Origin of the sequence: Microvirga makkahensis (assembly GCF_009830105.1) — a bacterium.
GTDB classification, from domain to species: Bacteria; Pseudomonadota; Alphaproteobacteria; order Rhizobiales; family Beijerinckiaceae; genus Microvirga; species Microvirga makkahensis.
The window spans coordinates 1-21,692 of sequence record NZ_WURB01000019.1; the positions used below are offsets into that span (position 1 = coordinate 1).

Sequence of the window (21,692 nt, forward strand, 5' to 3'; positions counted from 1 at the left end):
GCCATAGCCCCCGTCCAGCGTGTCGTTGCCGGCCTCGCCATAGAGCCTGTCATGGCCCAAGCCCCCAGCGAGCGTGTCGTTGCCGGATCTGCCGTAAAGCCGGTCGCTGCCGGAGTTTCCGTAGAGCTTGTCGTGGCCCGCGTTGCCGGAGATCGTGTTGGCCAGCGAGTTGCCCTTCAGGGTCATTGAGGAGCTGCCGGCGGCGTCAAGCCGCTCCACGCAAGCGGCGAGCGTGTGGCTGGCCGTGGTGAAGACCCGGTCCGCCGTGCCGCCCGAGGATGTCTCCACCACCCGATCGCCCGCGGTGTTCACGTAATAGGTGTCGTTCCCCGTGCCGCCGGACATCCGGTCCGCTCCCGCGCCGCCCCACAGGATGTCGTTGCCGCCCCCGCCGTTGAGCGTGTCGTTGTGATAGCCGCCGTCGAGCCTGTCGGCGGCTGCGGTGCCGTTCCAGACGAGCCCCGTCGTGTGAGCGGGGCTCGAATAATGCTCGGTGATCGTCTGGTTGGCGGGCTTGTGCTGGGTCGTGTAATCCGTCCACGAGACGTTCGCTCCGCCCTCCTCGACGGGAGCCATCGGGTTCGCGAAGGAGTAGTAGCTCCAGAGGAAGGACCCGGCGAGCCAGCGGCCGCCGTAATTCTCCATCACCCTGTAAAGGGCCGTGTAGCAATCGACCTGCTCCTGCAGATCGACCGTGCCGCCGCTGCCGAAAACGCCGGGGTCCCTGTTCGCGCCGTCCATGCTGCGGAAGCCGACCTCGGTGAAGATCACCTTCTTGCCGTATCGCTCGGACAGCGCCTTGTAGTAATCGACGATGGACTTGCCTTCGAGCAGCGTGTCCCGGATCCAGGGGTTGAAATGCGGCCGCGTCCAGGCATCCACCATCTGGTCGATGGTCGGATTGTCTACCGTCGAGAGCGGGTAATAGGCGTCGACGCCGATGTAGTCGACCTTGTCCCAGAACCCGACGTCCTTCACCGTCCAGTACGTCGCCGCGTAGGTGACCTTGCCCGCGTACACGGATCGCACGGCGGCGATGATCTCCACCCATTTCTCCGTATAGGTCTTGCCGTCGCTGCAGACCTTGGTGGGATCGATCATGCTGTCCATTTCGGTGCCGACGCAGATCATCGGCGCGCCGGCCTCCTGCGCGACCCTGGCATATTCGACCATCATGGCCTTGTAGCTGTCGAACCAGGCCTTCGCGTCGGTGGGGGCGAGTTCGGCGCGCCACACGCGGTTCTCGGTTTCGAGATGGGGCTTGAGCACGACGTTCAGGCCCAGGGCCTTCGCCTGGAGAATGGTCTGCTTGACCTGCTCGAACGTGTCGCTCTCGTTGTCCCAAGGGTTGTCCGGGTCGCCGAGCCTCAATCCCACCGAGTTGCTGAATTTGTCAGTCTGGAAGAAGTTCGGGACGAGCGTGACGGTGCCGGCTCCCGTCGCCGCGATCTGGCCCATCGCCGCCTGGCCGCCGGGAGAAAGGGCCTGGCCTCCCCAATAGGACGGCTGGGTGATGCTCTCCCATTCGAAGATCTTACCTGTGCTCATGCGCGCGTCCCCCGATCCTGCCTTAGGGTGACAGCTGCGACGCAGCTTATCGACCGATAACCGGTATTTTATATCGTATCGATTAAGGGTTGTCGTTAGGCCGAACGGCCTAGTGGTCGAGCGTTGCCACTGAAGCGGCTTTCCGCCCGCCCATTGTCATCCCCGGGCTCGTCCCGGGGATCCCGATCATGTGAAGCGCGGCGCTGGTCCCGGCGGGATGGCCGGCCTGTCCCGGCCACGACACGGCATCCTCTCACCATGCGGACCCGGAGGGCCGCGCCAGCCTTCCCGGCGGATCCCTCATGCGGGACCGGAGGGTCAGATCTGGCGCACCGCTCCCTTGGCGGCGCTGGTGGCGAGCATGGCATAGGCTTTCAGCGCCGCGGACACTTTGCGCTTGCGGGGGGCGGCGGGCTTCCAGCCCTGGGCCTCCTGCTCAACGCGGCGGCGCTCCAGTTCCGCCTCGCCCACGGCGAGATGGATGCGGCGGTTGGGGATGTCGATCTCGATCCTGTCGCCGTCCCGCACGAGCCCGATGGTGCCGCCTTCCGCGGCTTCCGGCGAGACGTGTCCGATGGAGAGGCCCGAGGTGCCGCCCGAGAAGCGCCCGTCGGTGATGAGGGCGCAGGCTTTGCCGAGGCCCTTCGACTTCAGATAGCTCGTGGGATAGAGCATCTCCTGCATGCCGGGGCCGCCGCGCGGCCCCTCGTAGCGGATGACGACCACGTCGCCGGCCTTGACCTTGCCGTTGAGGATGCCGCTCACGGCATCGTCCTGGCTTTCGAAGACGATGGCGGGGCCGGAGAAGACCAGGATGCTCTCGTCCACACCCGCCGTCTTCACGATGCAGCCGTCGAGGGCGAGGTTGCCGGAGAGCACGGCGAGGCCGCCGTCCTTGGAGAAGGCGTGATCCGCATCGCGGATCACGCCGTCGGCGCGGTCCGTGTCCAGGCTGTCGTAGCGGCTCTCCTGGCTGAAGGCGACCTGCGTCGGCACGCCGCCGGGGGCGGCGCGGTAGAAGTCGTGCACGGTATGGCTGTTGGTGCGGCGCACGTCCCAGCGGTCGAGGGCGGCCTTCAGGCTCTCGGCATGGACCGTCGGCACGGAGGTGTCGAGCAGGCCCGCCCGGTCGAGCTCGCCGAGGATCGCCATGATGCCGCCGGCGCGGTGGACGTCCTCCATGTGCACGTTGGCCACCGCGGGCGCGACCTTGCAGAGCACCGGCACCCGACGCGACAGGCGGTCGATGTCGGCCATGGTGAAGGGCACTTCCGCCTCATAGGCGGCCGCAAGCAGGTGCAGCACCGTGTTGCTCGACCCGCCCATGGCGATGTCGAGGGTCATGGCGTTCTCGAAGGCCGTGAACGAAGCGATGGAGCGCGGCAGCACGCTCTCATCGTCCTGCTCGTAATAGCGGCGGGCGAGGTCGACGATCAGGTGGCCCGCTTCCACGAAGAGGCGGCGGCGGTCGGCATGGGTCGCCAGGGTCGAGCCGTTGCCCGGCAGCGAGAGGCCGAGCGCCTCGGTGAGGCAGTTCATGGAATTGGCTGTGAACATACCCGAGCACGAGCCGCAGGTCGGGCAGGCGGAGCGCTCGATCGCCTGGATGTCCTCGTCGGCCACGCTGTCGTCGGCGGCGGCCACCATGGCGTCCACGAGGTCGAGCTTCCTGGTCACGCCATGCAGCTGGACCTTGCCGGCTTCCATCGGGCCGCCGGAGACGAAGACCACGGGAATGTTCAGGCGCAAGGACGCCATCAGCATGCCGGGGGTGATCTTGTCGCAGTTGGAGATGCAGACCATGGCGTCGGCGCAATGGGCGTTGACCATGTATTCCACGGAATCGGCGATCAGCTCCCGCGAGGGCAGGGAGTAGAGCATGCCGTCGTGGCCCATGGCGATGCCGTCGTCCACCGCGATGGTGTTGAATTCCTTGGCGACGCCGCCCGCCTTTTCGATCTCCCGCGCGACGAGCTGGCCCAGGTCCTTCAGATGGACATGGCCCGGCACGAACTGGGTGAAGGAGTTCACCACGGCGATGATCGGCTTGCCGAAGTCGGAATCCTTCATGCCCGTGGCCCGCCAGAGGCCGCGGGCGCCCGCCATGTTGCGGCCGTGGGTGGTGGTGCGAGAGCGATAGGCTGGCATGGGGTGTACTCTGGTTCTCTCAATCCGTAGACCTGTCTTGTTCGGCCGAAATGGCGTCATATGCAAGCGCTTTTGCTGCCGCCTTTAGGCGCAGAACGCATGCCGGACCGGCGTTCCGGGCCCGGAACGCGTCCCCCCGCGCTCCGAATGCGCCGGTTCCAAGCTGAACCGCTCCGCCCGGACTGCGTTGTTCCTGTCAACGCCATCAGGATACGGCAGGATGACGCCATGGTGCCGAAGACCGACTGGGATGCCCCCGCACATCTGCAGTACGAGCCGATCATCGAAGCCAGGGGAAGCGCGCATCGCGACCCGAGCGACGTGACCGAGTTCAAGAACCTGCGCGAGGCGGTGCACTGGGCCATGAACAACGAGGCTCCGGCCGGCATGCATGCCGTGATCCGCACCTCCTCGGGGGCCGTGCTCGGCCCCGCCATGCTGGAGGAGATCTGGCTGAGCCTGCAGGGGCCCTGAGAAGGGTCTCAGATCCAGCCCAGGCTGAGCGCCCCGACAGCGAGATAGCGGCCCGTCTTGGCGAGGGTCACGAGCAGGACGAAGACGGGCAGCGGCTCGCGCAGCACGCCGGCCACGATGGTGAGCGGGTCGCCGATGACCGGCGTCCAGCTGAGCAGCAGGGTCCAGCGCCCATAGCGATGATACCATTCCTGCGCGCGGGCCATCTGCTCGCGCTTGACCGGGAACCAGCGCCGGTCTTCGAAGCGGCTGAAGGAGCGGCCCAGGAACCAGTTCACGATCGAGCCGAGAACATTGCCCACGCTCGCGATGAGGATGAGCAGCCACCATGGGTAATGCTCTGCCACCAGCATGCCGAAGAGCACGGCCTCCGACTGGAACGGAAAGATCGTGGCGGACAGAAACGCAGCGGCGAAGAGAGCGCCGTATTCGACGAGATGCGGCATGTGCGGTTCGGAGAAGCCGTTGCGGGTTCCCGGCCTTACCACGCCTGGCCGGGATGCCCAAACCTGGGTTCGAGCCGCGTGGGCGCACTTGTTGCGGCCATCCACGGCTGGGGAGACACGGCGGCTCGAAGACGAGGAGGGGACGAGGAGGGGAACCGGGGAAAGGGACGCGACGAGCGGCCAGGATCCCCGCCCGCTTGCGCGGGATGGCGGAAGTGCACTACCAACGGCCGCTCGCCTGCCTTTTGACAGGAAAACCTCTCGGGAGCACGCCTCTTGGAACAGTTCGACGTGGTGGTGATCGGCGCCGGCGCCGCCGGGATGATGTGCGCGGCCGAGGCTGGGAAGCGCGGGCGCTCCGTGCTGATCCTCGATCATGCCGCCAAGCCCGGCGAGAAGATCCGCATCTCGGGGGGAGGCCGCTGCAACTTCACGAACCTTCATGCGTCGCCCGCCAACTACATCTCGCAGAATCCGGGCTTCTGCATCTCGGCCCTTCGCCGCTACACTCAAGCCGACTTCACCGCCCTCGTGGAGCGCTACGGCATCGCCTATCACGAGAAGACGCTCGGCCAGCTGTTCTGCGACGGCTCCTCCCGGCAGATCGTGGATCTGCTCCTCGACGAGATGAAGCAGGCGGGCGTCGCGCTCCGCCTGCGGACATCCGTCACGCAGGTGGAGCGGAGGGGCGACGGCTTTTTCCTCACCCTCACGGACGGGACCGCGCAGTGCCGCTCCCTGGTCGTCGCGACGGGCGGCAAGTCCATTCCGAAGATGGGCGCCACCAGCTTCGGCTACGATCTCGCGCGCCAGTTCGGGCTGAACGTGGTCGAGACCCGCCCCGCCCTCGTTCCGCTCACGCTGGAGCCGACGATGCTCGAGCGGCTGGCGCCGCTCGCTGGCGTTTCCGTCGAGGCCGTGGTCGCGTGCGGGAAGACCAAGTTCGCTGAGGCGATGCTGTTCACCCATCGCGGCCTGAGCGGCCCGGCCATCCTGCAGATCTCGTCCTATTGGCGCGAGGGCGCGGAGATCGCGGTGTCCATGCTGCCGGGCGTGAACCTGTTCGAGGAGCTGCGCGCCGCCCGTGCCGCGAACGGCAGGCAGGCCCTGCAGACGGCGCTTTCCGCCTTCCTTCCGAAGCGCCTCGCGCAGCTGATCGCCGAGACGCAGAGGGGCCCCGCGAACCTCGCCGATTGCTCCGACAAGGTGCTGCGGCGCATCGACGAGGCGGTGAACCATTGGCGCTTCAAGCCGGCGGGCTCGGAAGGCTACCGCACCGCCGAGGTGACGCTGGGGGGCGTCGACACGCGCGAACTCGATTCCAGGACCATGGAGGCGAAATCCGTTCCCGGGCTCTACCTGATCGGCGAGGTGGTGGACGTGACCGGCTGGCTCGGCGGCTACAATTTTCAGTGGGCCTGGTCGTCGGGCTGGTGCGCGGGGCAGGCGGCCTGAGAGGCCGAGATCTTCCCCGTCATCGCCGGCCCCGTTCCGGCGATCCCGTCCGGATCGGCATCGGCATAGGTTCCGCTCGCGTCGGGGACGGCCGCAATGCCCTGCCGGAACAGGAGGCGCTCGGCCAGGGTGAAGGCGGTCCCGTCGGGGCGACGGCCGCCGTCACCCCGGCGGCCGCGCCCGAAAGCGGCGCCGTGGCCTTTCGAAGATCAGGCCACCGCCGCGTCCATCGTCCGCAGGCGTCGGACGAGTTCGTCCACCTCTTCCTGCGTCTGATAGAGGCCGAACCCGATCCGCAGGCGGTGGCCGCGCACGTCCGTGATCACGTGATGCCGTTTGAGATCGGCGTAGAGGCTTTGGGCTTCGGGGGTCTCGAAGGTGAGAAAGTTGCCGCGCCGCATCTCGTCCGGCGGCAGGACGAGGCGGGCCTCGGCGAGCAGGGGAATCTCCGCCACGTGGTGGAGGAAATGCTGCTGCAGCGCCACCGCATGCGCGTGGACGATGGCGGGCGTGATGCCCTCGCTTGCGAGCCAGCGCATCACCGCGTTGAAGCGGTAGAGGCCCGACGGATCGAAGGTCGCGCCCATGAAGCGCCAGCCGTCATTGCTGTAGCCGACCTGTCCCTGCCGCGCGCTCGAGAGATCGCCGAAGGCCGCGTACCAGCCGGTGTCGCGCGGGCGCAAGCCCCATCCCGGCGGGCAGTGCATGAAGCAGGCGCCTTCGCCCGCCATGGCGTATTTGTAGCCGCCCGCGACGTAGAAGGCGCGCTCGGCGACGGTGCTCAGGTCCGTCCCCCGCGCCATGAAGCCGTGATAACCGTCGATCACAGCCATGGCGCGCTCGCCCGCGGCGTCCACGAGCCGCCGCGCATCCGCGGCGAAGCCCGAGTTGAAGAAGACCTGGCTCACGAAGACGAGGTCGAATGCGTCGCCCGCGGCGGCGCAGAAGCGATCCTCGAAGCTCGCGAAGGGCTCCACCGGCACGCGGGTGACGATGGCGGCCCCGTCCTCTTCCAGGCGCGCGATCTGCCGGCTGAAGGAGTGGAATTCGCCGTCCGACGTCAGGAGGCGGAGCGGCTTGTCCGCAGGCAGGCAGGAGAGGAGGCGCCTGAGGAATTCGTGCGTGTTGGGCGCGACCGCGATCGTGCCCGGATCCGGCAGGGCGAGATGGCCCGCCACATGCGCGCGGAATTCCTCGAAGACGGGTCCGAGCACATGCTCCCATTTGTCGTCGACGAGGAGCGCGGCGTCGTCCCAGGCCTTGAGATGCGCCTCGCGGGTCACGTCCGGCCAGGGATGGTGGCTGTGCGCCGCGAAATGCAGCCGCTCCGGCGCGGCGTTGAGAAAGCGGGAGAAGTGGGAGCGCAGATCCAGCATGCGACGCCTCGCCGGTCAGAGCTTGCCGCGCACGGACCAGAGCTCCGGGAAGAAATACCGCTCCAGCGCCTTGCGCAGATAGGCGACGCCCGTGCTGCCGCCGGTACCGCGGCGCATGCCGATGATGCGCTCCACCGTTTTCATGTGGCGGAAGCGCCATTGCTGGAAGGAATCCTCCAGATCGACCAGCTCCTCGGCGAGCTCGTAGAGATCGAAATGCTCGCCCGAATGGCGGTAGATGTCCTCCCACGCCGCCTCTACGTCCGCGTGCGCGGCATAGGGCTGCGTCACGTCCCGGTTCAGCACCTCGTCGGGCACGCCGTAGCCGCGACGCGCCAGCAGGCGCAGCGCCTCGTCATAGAGGCTCGGCGCCCGATAGGCGGCGTCGAGCTGCGCCGCGATGTCGTCGCGATGCCGGTGCGGCGCCATCTTTCCCTCGTCCTTGGCCCCGAGCTTGAACTCCACGAGGCGGTACTGCCAGGACTGGAAGCCGGAGGAGCGGCCGAGCGCCGGCCTGAAGCTGAGATAATCGGACGGCGTCATGGTGGAGAGCACCGTCCAGGCCTGGATCAGCTGCTCCTGGATCCGGTTGATCCGCGCCGTGCATTTGAAGGCGGGCTGCAGCTCGTCGGCGCGCAGATGCGCGAGCGCCGTGTCGAGCTCCCGGTTCAGGAGCTTGAGCCACAGCTCCATCACCTGATGGATGGTGATGAAGAGGAGCTCGTCATGCTCCGCCGTCAGAGGTTTCTGGGAAGACAGAAGGGTGTCGAGCTGGAGATAATCCCCATAGCTCATGCTGTCCGTGAAATCGGTGTGAACTCCCTCTGTCCCGGCCGCCACGTCGTCCTCCCTTCGGCAATCCTGTTTTGCGTTCCTGATAGTCGCAGGATCAGGCAAGGGAAATAGGGCCGCGCAGAACGATGTCGCGGGGGCACAGGAATTTGCGTCCCGGCGATCCGCATCCACGGGAACCGCCGGTGGGAACACGTGGATCCCCGGCCCGAGGCCGGGGATGACAGGGAGAGGCGCGCGAAAAACCGGGTCCACATTTGCGCGCGATGCGCTAGGTTGCGGGCCGATTTGTCCCTCAATGGAGTTCTCCGCGCATGTCCGACACGCTTCCCGACCGCCTGTCCACCAACCCGAACAGCCCCTATTACAACGAGGAGATTCTGGCCAAGGGCGTGGGCATCCGCTTCAACGGCGCCGAGAAGACCAACGTGGACGAGTATTGCGTCAGCGAAGGCTGGGTCCGCGTGGTCGCCGGCAACGCCAAGGACCGCTTCGGGAACCCCATGACGATCAAGCTCAAGGGCAAGGTCGAGCCCTATCTCCAGAACGAGGCCTGATCCCGCCGCCCGGTCCGGGCGGCCCGTCCTCAAGGATTGTTGCCGCCGGAGCCCGGCCGGGGAGGGGCCTTGCCGACCCGTGCCGGGTCGGTGCCCTGAGGCGCATCCTCCGCGGGCTTCGCCTCGTCGGGCGCGATCAGCTCGTGGCTGACCGGCTCGCGCGGCGGCTTTCCGTCGTGCGGAGGGGCGCCCGTCACCAGGGTGCCGCCCATGTAGGAGGGTGGATCGCTGGCGGGGAAGGAATATTCCGAGCCTGCATCGACGAGGTCGTCTTCCGATTTCTTGGCTGTCACGAGCTGTCCTCGTTGTCGTGTGTCTCACGAGGCAATGAAGACGGGGCCCGGATGTTCGGAGGCCGCGTCAAAAAATCCGGAGAGGATCCGGCGGCAACGCCCGAAACTCTCCGGAATCCCGATCCCAGCGCATCGTGCGGAAACCGGGCGCACATTTCCGCACGCAACGATGCTCTAAGGAGAGGCCCTGCGGGGGCCGACGAGGCCGAACATGGCGCCCTGCGGATCGCTCGCGACGATGATATGAATCCCGCCAGGAACCTCGGCAGGCCCGTGGCAGACGGCGCCGCCGTTGGCGGATACGGCCCGCGCGGCGGCATCGATATCCTCCACGCCGAAATAGAAGGTCCAAGCCGGGGGAGGGGCGTTCTCCATCCGGTTCATCATCGCCCCGATGGCCTGGCCGCGATGCACGATGAACTGGTAATCGCCCATGGCGCCCATCGGCATCGCGTCGCCTTTCTGCCAGCCGAACAGCCCTGCGTAGAAGGCGAGCGCCGCTCCCTGATCGCTGGTGGAAAGCTCGTTCCAATGGCAATGGCCGGGCCTGGTCTGTTCAAAGGCCGTGCTCGTGGCGTCGATTGCGCCGCGCATCACGTAGAACACCACCCCCTGCGGGTCGGCCAGCATCGCGAACCGGCCGACGCCCGGGATGTCGGTTGGCGGCGTGTGCTGGACGCCGCCGGCGCGCACGATGTCGGCGACGATCGTGTCCACGTCGCGAACGGCGATGTAACCTAGCCAGCACGGGCGCATGCCCGCAGCCTCCGCGCCCGCCGGGAGGGACATGAAGCCGGCCACATCCGTCCCGTCGATTCCGAAGATCCTGTAGCCGTTGTCCGATCCCTCCGCTGGCCGGTCCTTCCAGCCGAGAACGGCACCGTAGAACCGGGCCGACGCGGCGGCATCCTTGGTCAAGAGCTCATACCAGATGAAGTCGCCATGCTGATTGGCCATGCGGCACCCCTTTCAGACGTCCAGGATCGGGGCGAAGCCGCCGAAGATCATCCGCTTGCCGTCGAAGGGCATCTCGTCGCCCATGGCCTTCATGCGCGGATCGGTCATGATCTTCTCGTTGGCGGCGTCGCGCACCTCCTTCGACGGATATTCGATCCAGCTGAACACCACGACCTCGTCGTCCTTGGCCTTCACGGCCAGGCGGAAATCGGTGAGCTTGCCGTTCGGCACGTCGTCGCCCCAGCATTCGACCATGCGGGTCGCGCCGAATTCCTTGAACAGCGGCGCGGCGGCCGCGGCGTGCTTGCGATAGACGTCCTTCTTGTCGGCCGGTACGGCGAGAACAAACCCATCCACATATGTCATCAGGTATCTCCCGGGTTCTCTCTGTTGTTGACATTTAGGTTGATATCAACATAATCGGATCATGTCAAACGACCGCGATGCTTCCTTCGATACAACCCTTTTCGTGCGGGATACCTGTCTCTGCCTCCATGCGCAGCGTGCCGCACGAACGCTCTCGCGGCTCTTCGACGAGGCGTTTCAGCCCCTTGGGCTCACCTCCGGACAATTCTCCCTGCTCAACGCCCTCAACCGTCCCAAGCCGCCCGCCATCGGGGCGGTCGCGCGATTACTGGCCATGGACCGGACGACGCTCACCGCAGCCCTGAAGCCGCTGGAGCGCGACGGCCTCGTGGCAATGAGCGTGGATCCGGACGACCGCCGCAGCCGCCTTCTGCACCTCACCGAGAAGGGACGGACCGCCCTGGCCTCGGCGGTGCCGGTCTGGCGCGACCTTCATGAGGCTGTCGAGGCGCATCTGTCCGGGCTCGAGCCGGACGATCTGCGCGGCGCGTTGAACAGCCTCGCCCGATCCAGGCCGGCCAAGGAAGGCCCCTAGAGCATCGGACACGAAAAGCGAACCTGCATTTCGGGGTCCCTCCAATGCCCCCTCTCTCGCGTGAGAGCATTTCCAGCCGCAGGACGCCGGCTTAGCGCCCGTGCGGCCATGACGGGAGGACGAATGTGATCGCCACCCGGCACGCCCCATGCCCCGACGACTGGACGCCGGATCGTTCCGCCCAAGATTCAGGACAAGCTTGCCGCCGAGGCGGCTCGTCCTCGAGAAAGGCTCGTCCCGCATGGCCTCACGCAGGACTCATAGACGGATCTCCGCCGCCGCCGCGGCCTGTCTGGCGGGCTCGCAGGCTCTGGCCCATGACTGGTATCCGGCCTGGTGCTGCAGCGATCGCGATTGCCGCGCGCTGATGGCCGCCGGGGGCGAAACCGTCAACGAGACGGCGGACGGGTATCGCCTCTGGGACGGCCGTCTGATCGGCCGGGAGAACGCCAGGCCGTCACCCGACCGGCACTTCCACCTATGCGAGGAGCCGACCACCCGGGCGATCATCTGCTTCTTCGCCCCGCGGGGGGAGTCATGAGAGCGGCCCGCCACATGGTGGTGCTGGGAGCGGCGCTTTTCGCCGTCTGGGCCGGGCCCTCACGGTCCGAGCCGCCCGCGAATCCCAATCGGGAAACCGCCGACCCGCCAGGCCTGCCCGCCATCGGCAAGTGGATGCTCACGGCGCAGGGCGTGCCGTCGGACTGGCTGGGGGAAATCTACCAGGGCAAGGTGCTGCGAGAGCCCATCAACGTGATCCTCATCGACGAGGCCGCCGCCAGCGGGCAGGATGCGGTCGCGCGGCTGCTCGCGGCGGCTGCGCGGGCGGGCTATCCCGTCCGCTTCGGGCATTCCACCGGCTATCAGGCGGTGATCGGCGGGGAACTCTACGCGCAGCTCCCGAAGGGCTGGGACGATGCCCTGTCCGACGAGGTGTTCGAGCTGAGCAACAATCACGGCCGGGTCTTCGGCCCCTACAGGATGGAGCGGTCTTACCTGTTCACGGGAGCCTTCAGCCGCGAGCGGGTCGACCCGTTCCGCTGGCCGGGGCACCGCTACGGGTCCTTCAATCAGGCGCGGGACGATTTCGCCGCGAGACTGGATCGCGGCACCGCCTACAAGGCGGCAGGCTTCGTCCAACTCGACAACAGCCTTTCCGACGATCCGGCGGTGACGACCGGAGACCACGACGGCAGGGCGGTCGTCCTGCGCGCGGGCCGATAGAGGGATGGCCGTTCCTCCCGTCAGGGCCGGCTTCGCCAGCCGAATTCGTTTCGAAATTGTCGTCCTGCCCGGCCTCGCGCCGGGCGTCCACGCCATGTTGGCGCTGCGGTTCCTGAAGACGCGGATGGCCGCATCAAGTGCGGCCATGACGCGGCGATCCCCGCCCTCAATCCCTCTACGCAACGGGCGGGCGCGCACTGCGCTTTCACGATGCGGACGCTCGGATCGCGGTTCCGGCGAGGAAGCCCGCGAAGGCCTTCGGGTCCACGTTGCCGCCGCTGATGATGATTCCGACGCGCTTGCCCTGGCAGGCCACGACGCCATGAAGGGCCGCCGCCGCCGCGAGGCAGCCGGTGGGTTCCACCACGATCTTCATGCGCTCGGCGAAGAAGCGCATGGTGTCCACCAGCATGTCGTCGCTCACCGTCACCATGTCGCTCACGAGAGCGCGGATGATCGGGAAGGTTTTCTGGCCGATATACGTGGTCTGTGCGCCGTCCGCGATGGTGACGGGCACGGGGATGCGCACGATGCTTCCTGAGCGGAAGGATTGCTGCGCGTCATTGCCGGCTTCGGGCTCCACCCCGTAGATCCGGCAGGCGGGGGAGAGCGCCTGGGCGGACAGCGCCGAGCCCGCCAGCAGCCCGCCTCCGCCGACGCAGACGAGCAGCATGTCGAGAGGGCCTACCTCCTCGATCAGCTCCTTCACGGCGGTGCCCTGGCCCGCGATCACGTCCTCGTGGTCGTAGGGCGGGATGAGCGTGAGGCCGCGCTCCGCGGAGAGCCTGCGGCAGATCTCCTCCCGGTCCTCCGTGTAGCGGTCGTACAGCACCACCTCGCCGCCATAGCCCTGGGTCGCGGCCATCTTCATGGCGGGCGCGTCCTTCGGCATGATGATCACGGCAGGCACGTTCTGAAGCCGGCCGGCATAAGCGATGGCCTGGGCATGATTGCCCGAGGAGAAGGTCACCACGCCGCGCCTCCGGGCGTCCTCCGTGAGCCGCGCAATGGCGTTGTAGGCTCCGCGGAACTTGAAGGCGCCGCTCCGCTGCAGGTTCTCCGCCTTGAAGAACAGCCTGGCGCCGGTGCGCTCGTCCGCTGTGCGGGAGGTGAACACCGGCGTGCGATGCGCGACGTCCGCGATGCGCCACGCCGCCGTGATCACGTCGTCGTAGGTGGGGAGAGTCGGGGAGGAGTGAGACGGGATCTGCGCGCTCATGGTCCGATCGCTGCTGAGGGAAGCAGGCTCCTCTTATCAATCCCGGAGGGTGCTTGTCACGCGCCGCGTCGGCTCAGTCTGCGTGAAACGGCGGCGGCCGGGGCTCCTGCTCGGAACGCACGTCCTCCTGCGCCGTTTCCCGCTGAGGCAATCTGGAGAGGAGGCTCCCATGGACCTGTGGCGGATGATCTTGTCGGAACACGCGAATATCGAAGAGCTCTGCCAGGAGGTGCTGGAGGCCTCGCCTCACGGCCCCAACAGCCGCGCCGAACTCTTTGCCGATCTGCAGGACGAACTGGAGCGCCATATCTCGGCCAAGCAGAACGTTCTCTATCCCGCCCTCGCCGAGGACGGGCGCACGGAAACCTATCTTCACGAACTCGACGACGAGCACAGGGACATCCGCCGCAGGCTCGACGCGCTCTCCGCCCAGCCGGACAAGAACACGCGCCAGTGGGCCCTCGACTTCAAGGAGCTCGTCGGCGTGATCCGCCATGCCTTCAGCCTGGAGGAGAACGGCGTCATGGTCGCGGCCCACGGGGTCATCTCCCGGCAGGAGGCGGAGACGCTGCGGCGCGCCTATGAGCGCGAGAAGATCGCTTCCTACGAGGCGTCCCGCTGGCACATGCCGCGGGCGATGATGCCGAGCCGCTACGGCATGCCGACGGGCATGACCTTCGGCATCCTGGCGGGGGCCCTCGCCATCGGCGGCGCGGCCCTGGCCTGGAGCATGTCGAAGACGGGGCAGACGCGGGCGAACCGCCCCCTGCGCCCCGCGCCGCGCCGGCCGCAGCCGCCGTTCCCCCTCGACAGCGGCGTGATCGACCGCTCCCTGAACCGCCGCGGCATGGAAGGCCGCGCCTCCTCCGGCCCTGTCGGGGTCTCGCGGGGCATGGGGGCATCCTCGGGGGCATCCTCGGGGATGGGCTCCTCTCAGGGAATGGGTTCGTCCCGGGGGACGGGGCAAGGGATGGGAGCCTCCCGTCCGATGGGGGCGTCCGCCTCTGCGGCCGGGAGAGCGGACCGGTCCCTGTCCGGCGACGCGGCGGCGACCGGCCCCGGCGCCGGTGCGGACGAGCATCGGTTCTCCTCGGCCAATCCGCCCCATGCGCCGTCCGGCCTCTCGACGCCCCTGCAGCCCGGCGGCACGGTGCCCGGCGGCAGCCCGGCCTCTTCGGTCGGCTCGGTGGGAACCGGCGGCGGCCAGACCGGGAACCGCGATATGGGCTCGCCGAAGACGGGCGGGTCATAAAGTCCGGGTCGCAGGATCGGGGCCTGCCGCGCTCGGCGGTGCGATGCCGAGGCAGCCGCTCCCGCGACCGGCTCGGGCGCCTTTCCCGGGAGGACGGTCAGGGCTCGCGGTCGCCGGCGGCGACGAACCTCCTCCAAAGGTTCCGCGCCCCACAATCCCGCTTCCGGAAGGGAGACGCCCATTGGCCGATGCCGCAAAGGCCGGAAGGCTCCTTCGCACGATGCGCTCAGGCCTCCTTCAGGTCCGTGCCCCAGCGGCGGTGCAGGAAGCGCTCCCAGGGCGAGAACAGCACGCGGTCGACGAAAAGGCCGATCGCCACGATCACGATCATGATGCCGATCACCTGCTCCATGGCGTTCAGCTCGCGCCCGTAATGGAGCAGGTGGCCGAGGCCGAAGCCGGTGAGGATCGTGACATAGATCTCCGCCGCCATCAGCGAGCGCCAGGCGAAGGCCCAGCCCTGCTTCATGCCGCTGACCAGGAAGGGCAGCGAGGCGGGCAGGATCACCCGCGTCCATGTGTGGAACCCCTCCGATCCCATGGTGCGCGCGGCGCGGGCATAGATCGGCGGAATGTTGCGCGCCCCGTGATCGGTGGCGATGATCACGGACCACACCGTGCCCATGATCACCACGAAGAGCATCGCGCCCTCCGTCTGCCCGAACCACACGAGCGCGAGCGGCACCCAGCACACGCTCGGCAGCGTCTGGAAGCCCAGCGCCAGCGCGCCGAGAGTGTCCTTGAGGAATTGCGACGTGCTGGTGAGGAGCCCGAGGGGCAGGCCGATGAGCACGCCGGCGGCGTAGCCGACGAGCAGGCGCTTGAGCGTCACCCAGGTGGATTCGATGAGCGTGCCGTCGAGGAGCGCCCCCCGGATGTATTCCGCGACGAGGACGGGCGAGGGCAGCAGCACCGCGGACCAGCGCCCGCTGCGGACCGCGAGCTCCCACGCGCCGGCGAGGCTCGCGAAGAAGAGAAAGGCAAGCGCCGCGCGCTTCATTCGGATGCCGCTCCGTTCGTGGTGCCCTTCAGCGCCGCCGCGATCCTGGAGGCATAGGAGGCGAGCTCCGGGCTGTTGATGTCGCGCGGGCGGGGCAGGGGAATGCCGAACACCTGCGCGATGCGTCCCGGCGAGGGCGACATGAGCACGATGCGGTCGCCCAGGCACACCGCCTCGCGCACGTTGTGCGTGACGAAGACGATGGTCTTGCGGCTCTCCCCCCAGATGCGCTGGATGTCGTCGTAGAGCTGATCGCGGGTCATAGCGTCGAGCGCGCCGAAAGGCTCGTCCATCAGCAGCACGTGCGGGTCGGGCGCGAGCGCCCGCGCGAGCGCCACGCGTTGCTTCATGCCGCCCGACAATTCGTGAATCGGCGCGTGCTTGAACGTCCCGAGGCCCACGAGATCCAGATACTCGTCCGCGATGCGGCGGCGTTCCCTGTTGGTGAGATCGGGCTTGAGCTTGAGGCCGAACATCACGTTGCCGAAGGCGTCGAGCCATGGGAACAGCGCCGATTCCTGGAACATCACGAGACGGTCCTGCCCCGGTCCCTCGACGGGCCTGCCGTCGGCGAGGACGCGCCCCCGGTCGGGCCTGGTGAGGCCCGCGACGATGTTCAGCAGGGTGGATTTTCCGCAGCCGCTGGGGCCGAGCAGGCAGACGAACTCGCCCTCGGCCACGCTCAGCGAAACATTGTCGAGCGCCTGCACCATGTTTCGCTGTGAGGTGAACCGTTTCGACACGCCCTCGATCACGAGTTTTGCGGGACGTATCCCGGACGAGGTGTGAGGAGCCGTCTCCATCAAGGCGCCTCGATCAGGCGGTCGAGCGCGGGCGTGCCGCGCAGGAAGCCGACGGCCTGCGCGCTCGCCGCGAAGGACTGGAACGCGGAGAGCGTCACGTCGGCCGTGATGTTCATGCGCGCCCAGGTGCGCGCGACGAGGCCGGGCTCCATGGCGAGCCGGAAGGACGCCTGCAGTTCCTCGCGGGCGAGGCGCTGCGCTTCGTCGGGGTTCTGCCTGATCCATTCGGTGAGCTCGCGATGCGCCGCAACGAAACGCCTGGCGAGATCGCGGTTCTGCGCGAGAAAATCCGCTCTCGAGACGAGAACGGTGGTGATCGCATCGCGCTCCTCCACCAGCACCTTGCCGCCGGCCTCGGCTTCGAGCCGCGAGACCCAGGGCTCCACGGTCCAGACCGCGTCGAGCTGCCTAGTCTTGAACAGCGAAAGCTGGTCGGGATTGCCGGTGGGCACGACCTGGGCGTCGCCGCCCGTCTGGGTGATGCGCAGGCCGCCCGCCGCCAGCCAGGCGCGGGCCGCCACGTCCTGCGTGTTGCCGAATTGCGGCGTCGCAATGCGTCTGCCCTTGAAGTCGGCGGGTTTGGTGAGCGTGGAATCCCCCTGCACCACGAGGGCGGAGCCGCCGTTCACGGCGCCCGCGATCACGCGAACCTCGCTCCCGCGGGAGCGCGCATAGGCGTTCAGCGCCGGGTTCGGGCCCACATAGGCGAGGTCGAGCGACCTCGCGAAGATCGCCTCCATGGCGCTCGGGCCCGCGTTGTAGGCATACCATTGGATCCTGACGCCGGGCCCGAGCCTCCCGGCGAACCATTGGCTGCCCTGACGCTCCATGGCGCGGGCGACGAGCGCCTGCACATGGGTGATGTTGGGAAAATGCCCGATCCGGAGAGCCGTCCGGTCCTGCGCGAGAGCGGGGGATGGCGCCGCCGGCAGCGACACGGCGAGTCCGAGACACAACAGCCATCCGCACCGCATCGCACCGGCCCTCCGCTGACCTGGGAAGGCTAGCGCATCGCGTGAAAAAGTAGACCTGGTTTTTCACCGCCGTGGCCTTTCGGGGCGCAAGGAACGACGCGCCAGCAGGAGAGGGGGGCGCCGGAAGGACCCGTCATCCCCGGCTCAGCTCCACGTCATTCCCGGGCCTGTCCCGGGGATTCCCGTCTTCTTTGCCACTGCGCTTCCAAAGACATGGATGGCCGCATCAAGTGCGGCCATCACGGGGGAGGGCACCGAGAGACTGAAGGATGGAGGGGATGGCGCCTCCCGCGTCATCGCCAGCCCCAAGGAGATCTCATGGCGCACAATGAAGATCCGGTGCTTCAGCTTCAAAGATGAACGTATTTCAATGCTATAACCTGAGTTTTCATTGCCACTGATCTGCCATATCGCAGGAATACTCAATGCTTGCTTCTGTTGCACAAGGGTTGAAACAGCGTGCGGGTGTCAACATGCGTATAGGCAATCTCTCCCAAGCGCCCATCCGGTCGCGCAATACGTTCGCATTTCAAATGATGCGGGTTTTCATCGTGGTGACCATTGCCGCGTCGGGCGCGATGGCTCTCTCCCTCTCGGTAGAGGATCGAAGCGCTTCGCCTGATCTCGCCGCCGCCGAAAAGCCGCACGAGGGCACGGTTGCGGGCGCGGAGCAGGCGCTCGAGCCGTCCGCTCAGGATACCTCGATGCAGGTTGCGGCGGCGGATCCGCTCATCGCCCCTCCCATGGATGGCGGCATTCCGTCGGCGGCCGCCCCGGAGGCGTCCGAGCCGGAGCCGTCCGAGCCGGAGCCGGTTCAGGCAGCCGCTCCCGCTCCGGCCGATCCGGGCAGCGAACCCGCCGCTGCGGCGACGGCGGACGCCGATGCGCCAGTGCCCGAGACGCAGCAGGCCGACGCCTCCGCATCGCCGCCTCCCGTCGACACGGAGATGACTGGCACCGTGACCGTTGCGAGCACATCGGGTGACCCCGAGACGGCGAGCGACCTCGTCGATCTCAACACCGCGTCCTTCGAGCAGCTCAACACCCTGCGCAATGCCGGTCCCATCGGCCGCGCCATCATCAGGCATCGTCCCTATGCCTCGGTGGAGGATCTCGTGAAGCGCAAGGTCCTCCGGCGCTCGGTCTACGAGCGGATCAAGGATCAGGTGACGGTGCGCTGAACGTTTCCGTCCCGGCCTCTCCGGACCCTTCCTCCGCCATGGCCGCACCTGCTGCGGCCATCCACGCCGCGGAGGCGCGGCGTGTCCGAAGCCGGAGATCGTTGCCCCAGAATATGGGCAGCGGCTCCGGCATGACGTGATGGCGATGCTTGCGGGATTGGCAGCAGGCGGGTGTCTGGCAGAAGCTGCAGCAGGTCCCGGGCGATCGGTTGGGCCGCCGCAATGCCATCGACTTCAGCCGGGCGTCTCTGGACAGTGCGGCTGTCGCGGCCAAAACGGGGGCGCCGCGACCGGCCCGAATCCGACCGACCGCGGCAAGGCAGGTTCGAAGCGCCATGTCCTCACGGACGCGAACGGTATCCCGCTCGCACCGAGGCTGACCGGCGCCCACGTGCATGACAGCGGCATGCTGGAGCCTCCCGTCGATGCAGTTCCCCCCATCCGGCAGAGTTGGGGACTCCCCGCGCAAGCGCCCTGGCAAGCTGCATGCGGACAAGGCTTGTGATCACCGCCGTTGCCGGTATGCCCTGACCCGAAGGCACATCCGGCCGCGCATTGCCCGGCGAGGGGTCGAAAGCAGTGGAAGGCCGGGACGTTATCGCTGGGTCGTGGAGCGGAGGCTTGCCTGGTATGGGCAGTTCCGCCGCCTGGTCATCCGCGACGAGCGCAGGGCCGGTATCCACATCGCCTTCCCGACGCTCGCCTCAGCCCTCATTACCTGGCGCTTCGTCCAGCGATGGCTGTGTTAGGCGGTCTCAGTACTCCCATACCATGTTGGGTCCGTGCTTCGGTTGCCATCGGGGCTGTCAACCGTGCAGGAGAGAACGACCTGTCGGCATCAGTCGCGACACCTCGTTTGGTCTCCAAATACGCTGTTCCATCTCAGGACGTGCCTTCCTGGTCCACTCGTCCGATTGAGCAAGGGCGACCAGATGGTTTTCATAAGCTGGCAGACTGGAGAAGCTCGAGAACCACGCGAACACGGTCTCCCCCTCGCGAACCGGGAGCCGTGGAAAGGTGTTCGGACTTCTCTCGGTGACGAATGCGGCCAGAACTGTTGCCGAGGCCTGTTGCAGCAGCGGCTGGAGTGATTCCTCGAAGAACTTTGCAAAAGCTTCATCGGTCTGCGGTGCGAGATAGCAGATAGTTGCCACGATCAGACCCGGCTGCCCATGTGCGGCTCCCGGCTGAGGACGCTTCTCCGTCGGAGCCGCGAACCCAGTTTGGGCGGCGACGGGGCGCAGGAGCAGCACGTTGTCGGAGTTGATCATCGTGCCATTTGCAACGTCCCTGTGCGCCACCCAGACGGGACCCGTGTAGAACGTCTGCAGAGCTGCGGCACGCGACGGCATGTCCGCGAAGCCCCGCAGCCAGACGAAGTCATCGGGCGCGTCCAGGTCACGGAATTGCCCGATAACGCGCATGCCGACCGCTTCCTGCGTCTCAACGAACTCACGGTCGAAGAGATCGATCAGAGTCTCTCGTTTCCCTGGATGAAGGCGATAGCGCCGCAGCTCGACAACTGACGTTCTGGTGTCACTCGCCTCCCGCCAATTTCCGTCGTCAGTCCCGGCGCAGTCAGTCAGAACAGTCATGAGCATCTCCAAAACAGGACATTCGTCCTGTTTGCATTACGGGACACTTGTCCTGTTTTGTCAACCTGCTACCCTAGTCCGCAGATGGAGGCAGTATGGCGAGACAAGCGCCCCCGAGGCATCGACGAAGCAACGATCCCGAAGGCGTCCGACGCCGCGTCATCGATGCGGCCTATGCAGCCTTCTCAACACAAGGATACCACTCGACCTCGGTCCATGACTTAAAGCGCGAGGCGGGAGCGACGGGCGGTGCCCTCGCGCACCATTTTGCCACCAAGAAAGACCTTGGGCTTGCCGTCATCCGTGATCGGGTGGCCGCGGCCGTTGAGGAGACGTGGATCCGGCCCGTGCTGGCCGCGTCCACTGCTGCGGAGGGTATTCAGGCTGCCTTCGCCAGCATCATCGCGGACCTTGAGGGCCGGGGCGCAGTCTCCGGTTGCCCGTTGAACAACCTTGCTATCGAGCTCGCGCGTCATGATGACGATTTCCGTGTGTTGATCGATGCGGTCTTCGTCCGATGGCGAGAGGCAATCGCAGGCAAGCTCAAGGCTGACTTGAGCGCCGGAGCAGCAATCGATCTAGATCCCGAAGCCTTTGCAGTCCTGGTTGTCGCATCCTACTCAGGAGCGATGGCCATGTCGAAAGCCAAACAGGACACAGAACCACTCAGGGTCTGTGCCGAGCAGCTTGCCGAAGTGATGCGACGGCGCATTCCGGCCGCCGGTCGATAATACCTCCACAGCGGTTCTGTTACGCGCTCTAAATCCCCGCCCCGTCCTCGAACCACCATTCCTGAACCTCCCAGCCGTAACCTTCCTCCTCCATGATGCGGTCGAGATGGGCCTGAAGCGCGTCGCGCAGCTCGGTCAGGGAGCGGCCCTCCGGCCTGTCCTCGGCGAGGGTGGTGTCGCCGGGCGGGGAGGGCGGCAGGATGGGCGGGAGGATGTGCTTGTCCATCTCGCCCAGGGTCCGGGTGAGGCGGGCCAGGGGCTGGAGGGAGCGTCCGGCGCGCTCGATGGGCTGGGTCTCCAGAACGGCGGCGTGGCGCTCCGCGAGGGTCCAGAGGCGGTCGACGATCCGCCCGCGCCGGTCGGCCGCCCGCGGGGGCGCGGATCGGAGACGGCGCGAAGGCTTCGGGTCGGGGCGCCCGATGGCGGGCGGCGGGGCGGATCCGGCCGGGCGCTGCCAGCCGCCCTCCGCCGCATACCGCGAGACGGTGGAGGCCGAGACGCCAAGCTTCTGGCCGATGCGCTTGAAGGAGTGCGTGGTGCATTCCACCCAGTCCCGCATCAGGGCGATCTGTTGGGGGGAAAGCTTCTCCCGGATGCACGAGGCGGCGGGGCCGTCGGAGCCGGACGGGGCGGGGGAGGAGGGCGGCGACGTCATGGCCATGGCTCTTCATTCGTCAGGAACAAATCGTGAACAATGTAGCATGGGACATGGGGTGGTCAAGGTCGATGGCGCCAGATCCGCTCCTGCCGGTCCGAGGCAGGGTGC

At 67.2% G+C, this 21,692-nt stretch carries 23 protein-coding genes and 1 pseudogene; 10 read left to right on the forward strand and 14 right to left on the reverse strand.

Annotated elements, in window-relative coordinates:
• Both GR328_RS19610 and ilvD read right to left on the reverse strand, forming a co-directional pair.
• The coding region (locus GR328_RS19610; protein ID WP_425487053.1) for a glycoside hydrolase family 113 at nucleotides 1-1,548 on the reverse strand (1,548 nt) is incomplete at its 3' end.
• A gap of 318 nt (nucleotides 1,549-1,866) precedes the next feature.
• The gene (ilvD, locus tag GR328_RS19615; RefSeq protein ID WP_160886799.1) at nucleotides 1,867-3,696 is read right to left on the reverse strand and encodes a dihydroxy-acid dehydratase; all 1,830 of its coding nucleotides are present in this window, start codon (nucleotides 3,694-3,696) and stop codon (nucleotides 1,867-1,869) included.
• Between the two features lie 228 nt (nucleotides 3,697-3,924).
• Here ilvD and GR328_RS19620 point away from each other — a divergent pair, with 228 nt between their 5' ends.
• Complete coding sequence (locus GR328_RS19620) at nucleotides 3,925-4,170, forward strand: hypothetical protein (protein ID WP_160886801.1); 246 nt, start codon at nucleotides 3,925-3,927, stop codon at nucleotides 4,168-4,170.
• An 8-nt stretch (nucleotides 4,171-4,178) separates the two neighbouring features.
• On the opposite strand, the gene GR328_RS19625 is transcribed toward GR328_RS19620, so the two are convergent.
• A complete protein-coding gene (locus tag GR328_RS19625) occupies nucleotides 4,179-4,616 on the reverse strand; it encodes a YqaA family protein (RefSeq protein WP_160886803.1) in 438 nt (145 codons plus the stop codon).
• Between the two features lie 276 nt (nucleotides 4,617-4,892).
• On the opposite strand from GR328_RS19625, the gene GR328_RS19630 reads away from it, so the two are divergent.
• Complete coding sequence (locus GR328_RS19630; protein WP_160886805.1) at nucleotides 4,893-6,071, forward strand: BaiN/RdsA family NAD(P)/FAD-dependent oxidoreductase; 1,179 nt, start codon at nucleotides 4,893-4,895, stop codon at nucleotides 6,069-6,071.
• Nucleotides 6,072-6,280: 209 nt separating this feature from the next.
• On the opposite strand, the gene GR328_RS19635 is transcribed toward GR328_RS19630, so the two are convergent.
• Together GR328_RS19635 and kynA are read right to left on the reverse strand one after the other, a co-directional pair.
• Entirely contained in the window at nucleotides 6,281-7,447 is a 1,167-nt protein-coding gene (locus GR328_RS19635; RefSeq protein ID WP_160886807.1) for an aminotransferase class V-fold PLP-dependent enzyme, read from the reverse strand.
• Nucleotides 7,448-7,462: 15 nt separating this feature from the next.
• Complete coding sequence (kynA, locus tag GR328_RS19640) at nucleotides 7,463-8,287, reverse strand: tryptophan 2,3-dioxygenase (RefSeq protein ID WP_343039433.1); 825 nt, start codon at nucleotides 8,285-8,287, stop codon at nucleotides 7,463-7,465.
• A 266-nt stretch (nucleotides 8,288-8,553) separates the two neighbouring features.
• Here kynA and GR328_RS19645 point away from each other — a divergent pair, with 266 nt between their 5' ends.
• On the forward strand, nucleotides 8,554-8,796 hold the full coding sequence (locus tag GR328_RS19645) for a DUF3297 family protein (RefSeq protein ID WP_160886809.1): 243 nt from the start codon (nucleotides 8,554-8,556) through the stop codon (nucleotides 8,794-8,796).
• 29 nt (nucleotides 8,797-8,825) lie between these two features.
• Here GR328_RS19645 and GR328_RS19650 read toward each other — a convergent pair whose 3' ends face one another.
• From GR328_RS19650 to GR328_RS19660, 3 genes are all read right to left on the reverse strand, one after another.
• Nucleotides 8,826-9,089, reverse strand: a complete 264-nt coding sequence (locus tag GR328_RS19650; protein ID WP_160886811.1) for a hypothetical protein — start codon at nucleotides 9,087-9,089, stop codon at nucleotides 8,826-8,828.
• A gap of 174 nt (nucleotides 9,090-9,263) precedes the next feature.
• Nucleotides 9,264-10,046, reverse strand: a complete 783-nt coding sequence (locus GR328_RS19655; RefSeq protein WP_160886813.1) for a VOC family protein — start codon at nucleotides 10,044-10,046, stop codon at nucleotides 9,264-9,266.
• Nucleotides 10,047-10,058: 12 nt separating this feature from the next.
• On the reverse strand, nucleotides 10,059-10,412 hold the full coding sequence (locus GR328_RS19660; RefSeq protein WP_160886815.1) for a DUF1428 domain-containing protein: 354 nt from the start codon (nucleotides 10,410-10,412) through the stop codon (nucleotides 10,059-10,061).
• A gap of 61 nt (nucleotides 10,413-10,473) precedes the next feature.
• Here GR328_RS19660 and GR328_RS19665 point away from each other — a divergent pair, with 61 nt between their 5' ends.
• From GR328_RS19665 to GR328_RS19675, 3 genes are all read left to right on the forward strand, one after another.
• The gene (locus GR328_RS19665) at nucleotides 10,474-10,947 is read left to right on the forward strand and encodes a MarR family winged helix-turn-helix transcriptional regulator (protein WP_160886817.1); all 474 of its coding nucleotides are present in this window, start codon (nucleotides 10,474-10,476) and stop codon (nucleotides 10,945-10,947) included.
• 241 nt (nucleotides 10,948-11,188) lie between these two features.
• Nucleotides 11,189-11,488 (forward strand): hypothetical protein, encoded by a 300-nt coding sequence (locus GR328_RS19670; protein WP_160886819.1) that lies wholly within the window; start codon nucleotides 11,189-11,191, stop codon nucleotides 11,486-11,488.
• The gene (locus GR328_RS19675; RefSeq protein WP_160886821.1) at nucleotides 11,485-12,171 is read left to right on the forward strand and encodes a hypothetical protein; all 687 of its coding nucleotides are present in this window, start codon (nucleotides 11,485-11,487) and stop codon (nucleotides 12,169-12,171) included. The genes GR328_RS19670 and GR328_RS19675 overlap by 4 nt, the downstream gene beginning before the upstream one ends.
• A gap of 205 nt (nucleotides 12,172-12,376) precedes the next feature.
• On the opposite strand, the gene GR328_RS19680 is transcribed toward GR328_RS19675, so the two are convergent.
• Nucleotides 12,377-13,390, reverse strand: a complete 1,014-nt coding sequence (locus GR328_RS19680) for a threo-3-hydroxy-L-aspartate ammonia-lyase (RefSeq protein WP_160886823.1) — start codon at nucleotides 13,388-13,390, stop codon at nucleotides 12,377-12,379.
• A 169-nt stretch (nucleotides 13,391-13,559) separates the two neighbouring features.
• Between GR328_RS19680 and GR328_RS19685 the strand changes: the two genes are divergently transcribed.
• Nucleotides 13,560-14,642: a hemerythrin domain-containing protein gene (locus tag GR328_RS19685; RefSeq protein WP_160886825.1), complete on the forward strand. Its 1,083-nt coding sequence runs from the start codon at nucleotides 13,560-13,562 to the stop codon at nucleotides 14,640-14,642.
• Between the two features lie 226 nt (nucleotides 14,643-14,868).
• On the opposite strand, the gene GR328_RS19690 is transcribed toward GR328_RS19685, so the two are convergent.
• From GR328_RS19690 to GR328_RS19700, 3 genes are read right to left on the reverse strand one after another with little or no spacing between them, the layout of a single operon-like run.
• Nucleotides 14,869-15,642: an ABC transporter permease gene (locus tag GR328_RS19690; protein ID WP_160886827.1), complete on the reverse strand. Its 774-nt coding sequence runs from the start codon at nucleotides 15,640-15,642 to the stop codon at nucleotides 14,869-14,871.
• The gene (locus GR328_RS19695; protein ID WP_160886829.1) at nucleotides 15,639-16,445 is read right to left on the reverse strand and encodes an ABC transporter ATP-binding protein; all 807 of its coding nucleotides are present in this window, start codon (nucleotides 16,443-16,445) and stop codon (nucleotides 15,639-15,641) included. The genes GR328_RS19690 and GR328_RS19695 overlap by 4 nt, the downstream gene beginning before the upstream one ends.
• A complete protein-coding gene (locus GR328_RS19700) occupies nucleotides 16,445-17,401 on the reverse strand; it encodes an ABC transporter substrate-binding protein (protein WP_246215989.1) in 957 nt (318 codons plus the stop codon). The genes GR328_RS19695 and GR328_RS19700 overlap by 1 nt, the downstream gene beginning before the upstream one ends.
• Nucleotides 17,402-17,844: 443 nt before the next feature.
• On the opposite strand from GR328_RS19700, the gene GR328_RS27590 reads away from it, so the two are divergent.
• Together GR328_RS27590 and GR328_RS19710 are read left to right on the forward strand one after the other, a co-directional pair.
• On the forward strand, nucleotides 17,845-18,600 hold the full coding sequence (locus GR328_RS27590; protein WP_246215990.1) for a ComEA family DNA-binding protein: 756 nt from the start codon (nucleotides 17,845-17,847) through the stop codon (nucleotides 18,598-18,600).
• 38 nt (nucleotides 18,601-18,638) lie between these two features.
• Nucleotides 18,639-19,349, forward strand: a pseudogene (locus GR328_RS19710) (IS5 family transposase).
• Nucleotides 19,350-19,406: 57 nt separating this feature from the next.
• Here GR328_RS19710 and GR328_RS19715 read toward each other — a convergent pair.
• Nucleotides 19,407-20,195, reverse strand: coding sequence for an NIPSNAP family protein (locus GR328_RS19715; protein WP_160886833.1), 789 nt, complete (start codon nucleotides 20,193-20,195; stop codon nucleotides 19,407-19,409).
• A gap of 95 nt (nucleotides 20,196-20,290) precedes the next feature.
• On the opposite strand from GR328_RS19715, the gene GR328_RS19720 reads away from it, so the two are divergent.
• Nucleotides 20,291-20,926, forward strand: coding sequence for a TetR/AcrR family transcriptional regulator (locus GR328_RS19720; protein ID WP_160886834.1), 636 nt, complete (start codon nucleotides 20,291-20,293; stop codon nucleotides 20,924-20,926).
• A 28-nt stretch (nucleotides 20,927-20,954) separates the two neighbouring features.
• Here GR328_RS19720 and GR328_RS19725 read toward each other — a convergent pair whose 3' ends face one another.
• Nucleotides 20,955-21,581 (reverse strand): hypothetical protein, encoded by a 627-nt coding sequence (locus GR328_RS19725; RefSeq protein ID WP_160886836.1) that lies wholly within the window; start codon nucleotides 21,579-21,581, stop codon nucleotides 20,955-20,957.
• Nucleotides 21,582-21,692: the final 111 nt, after the last annotated feature.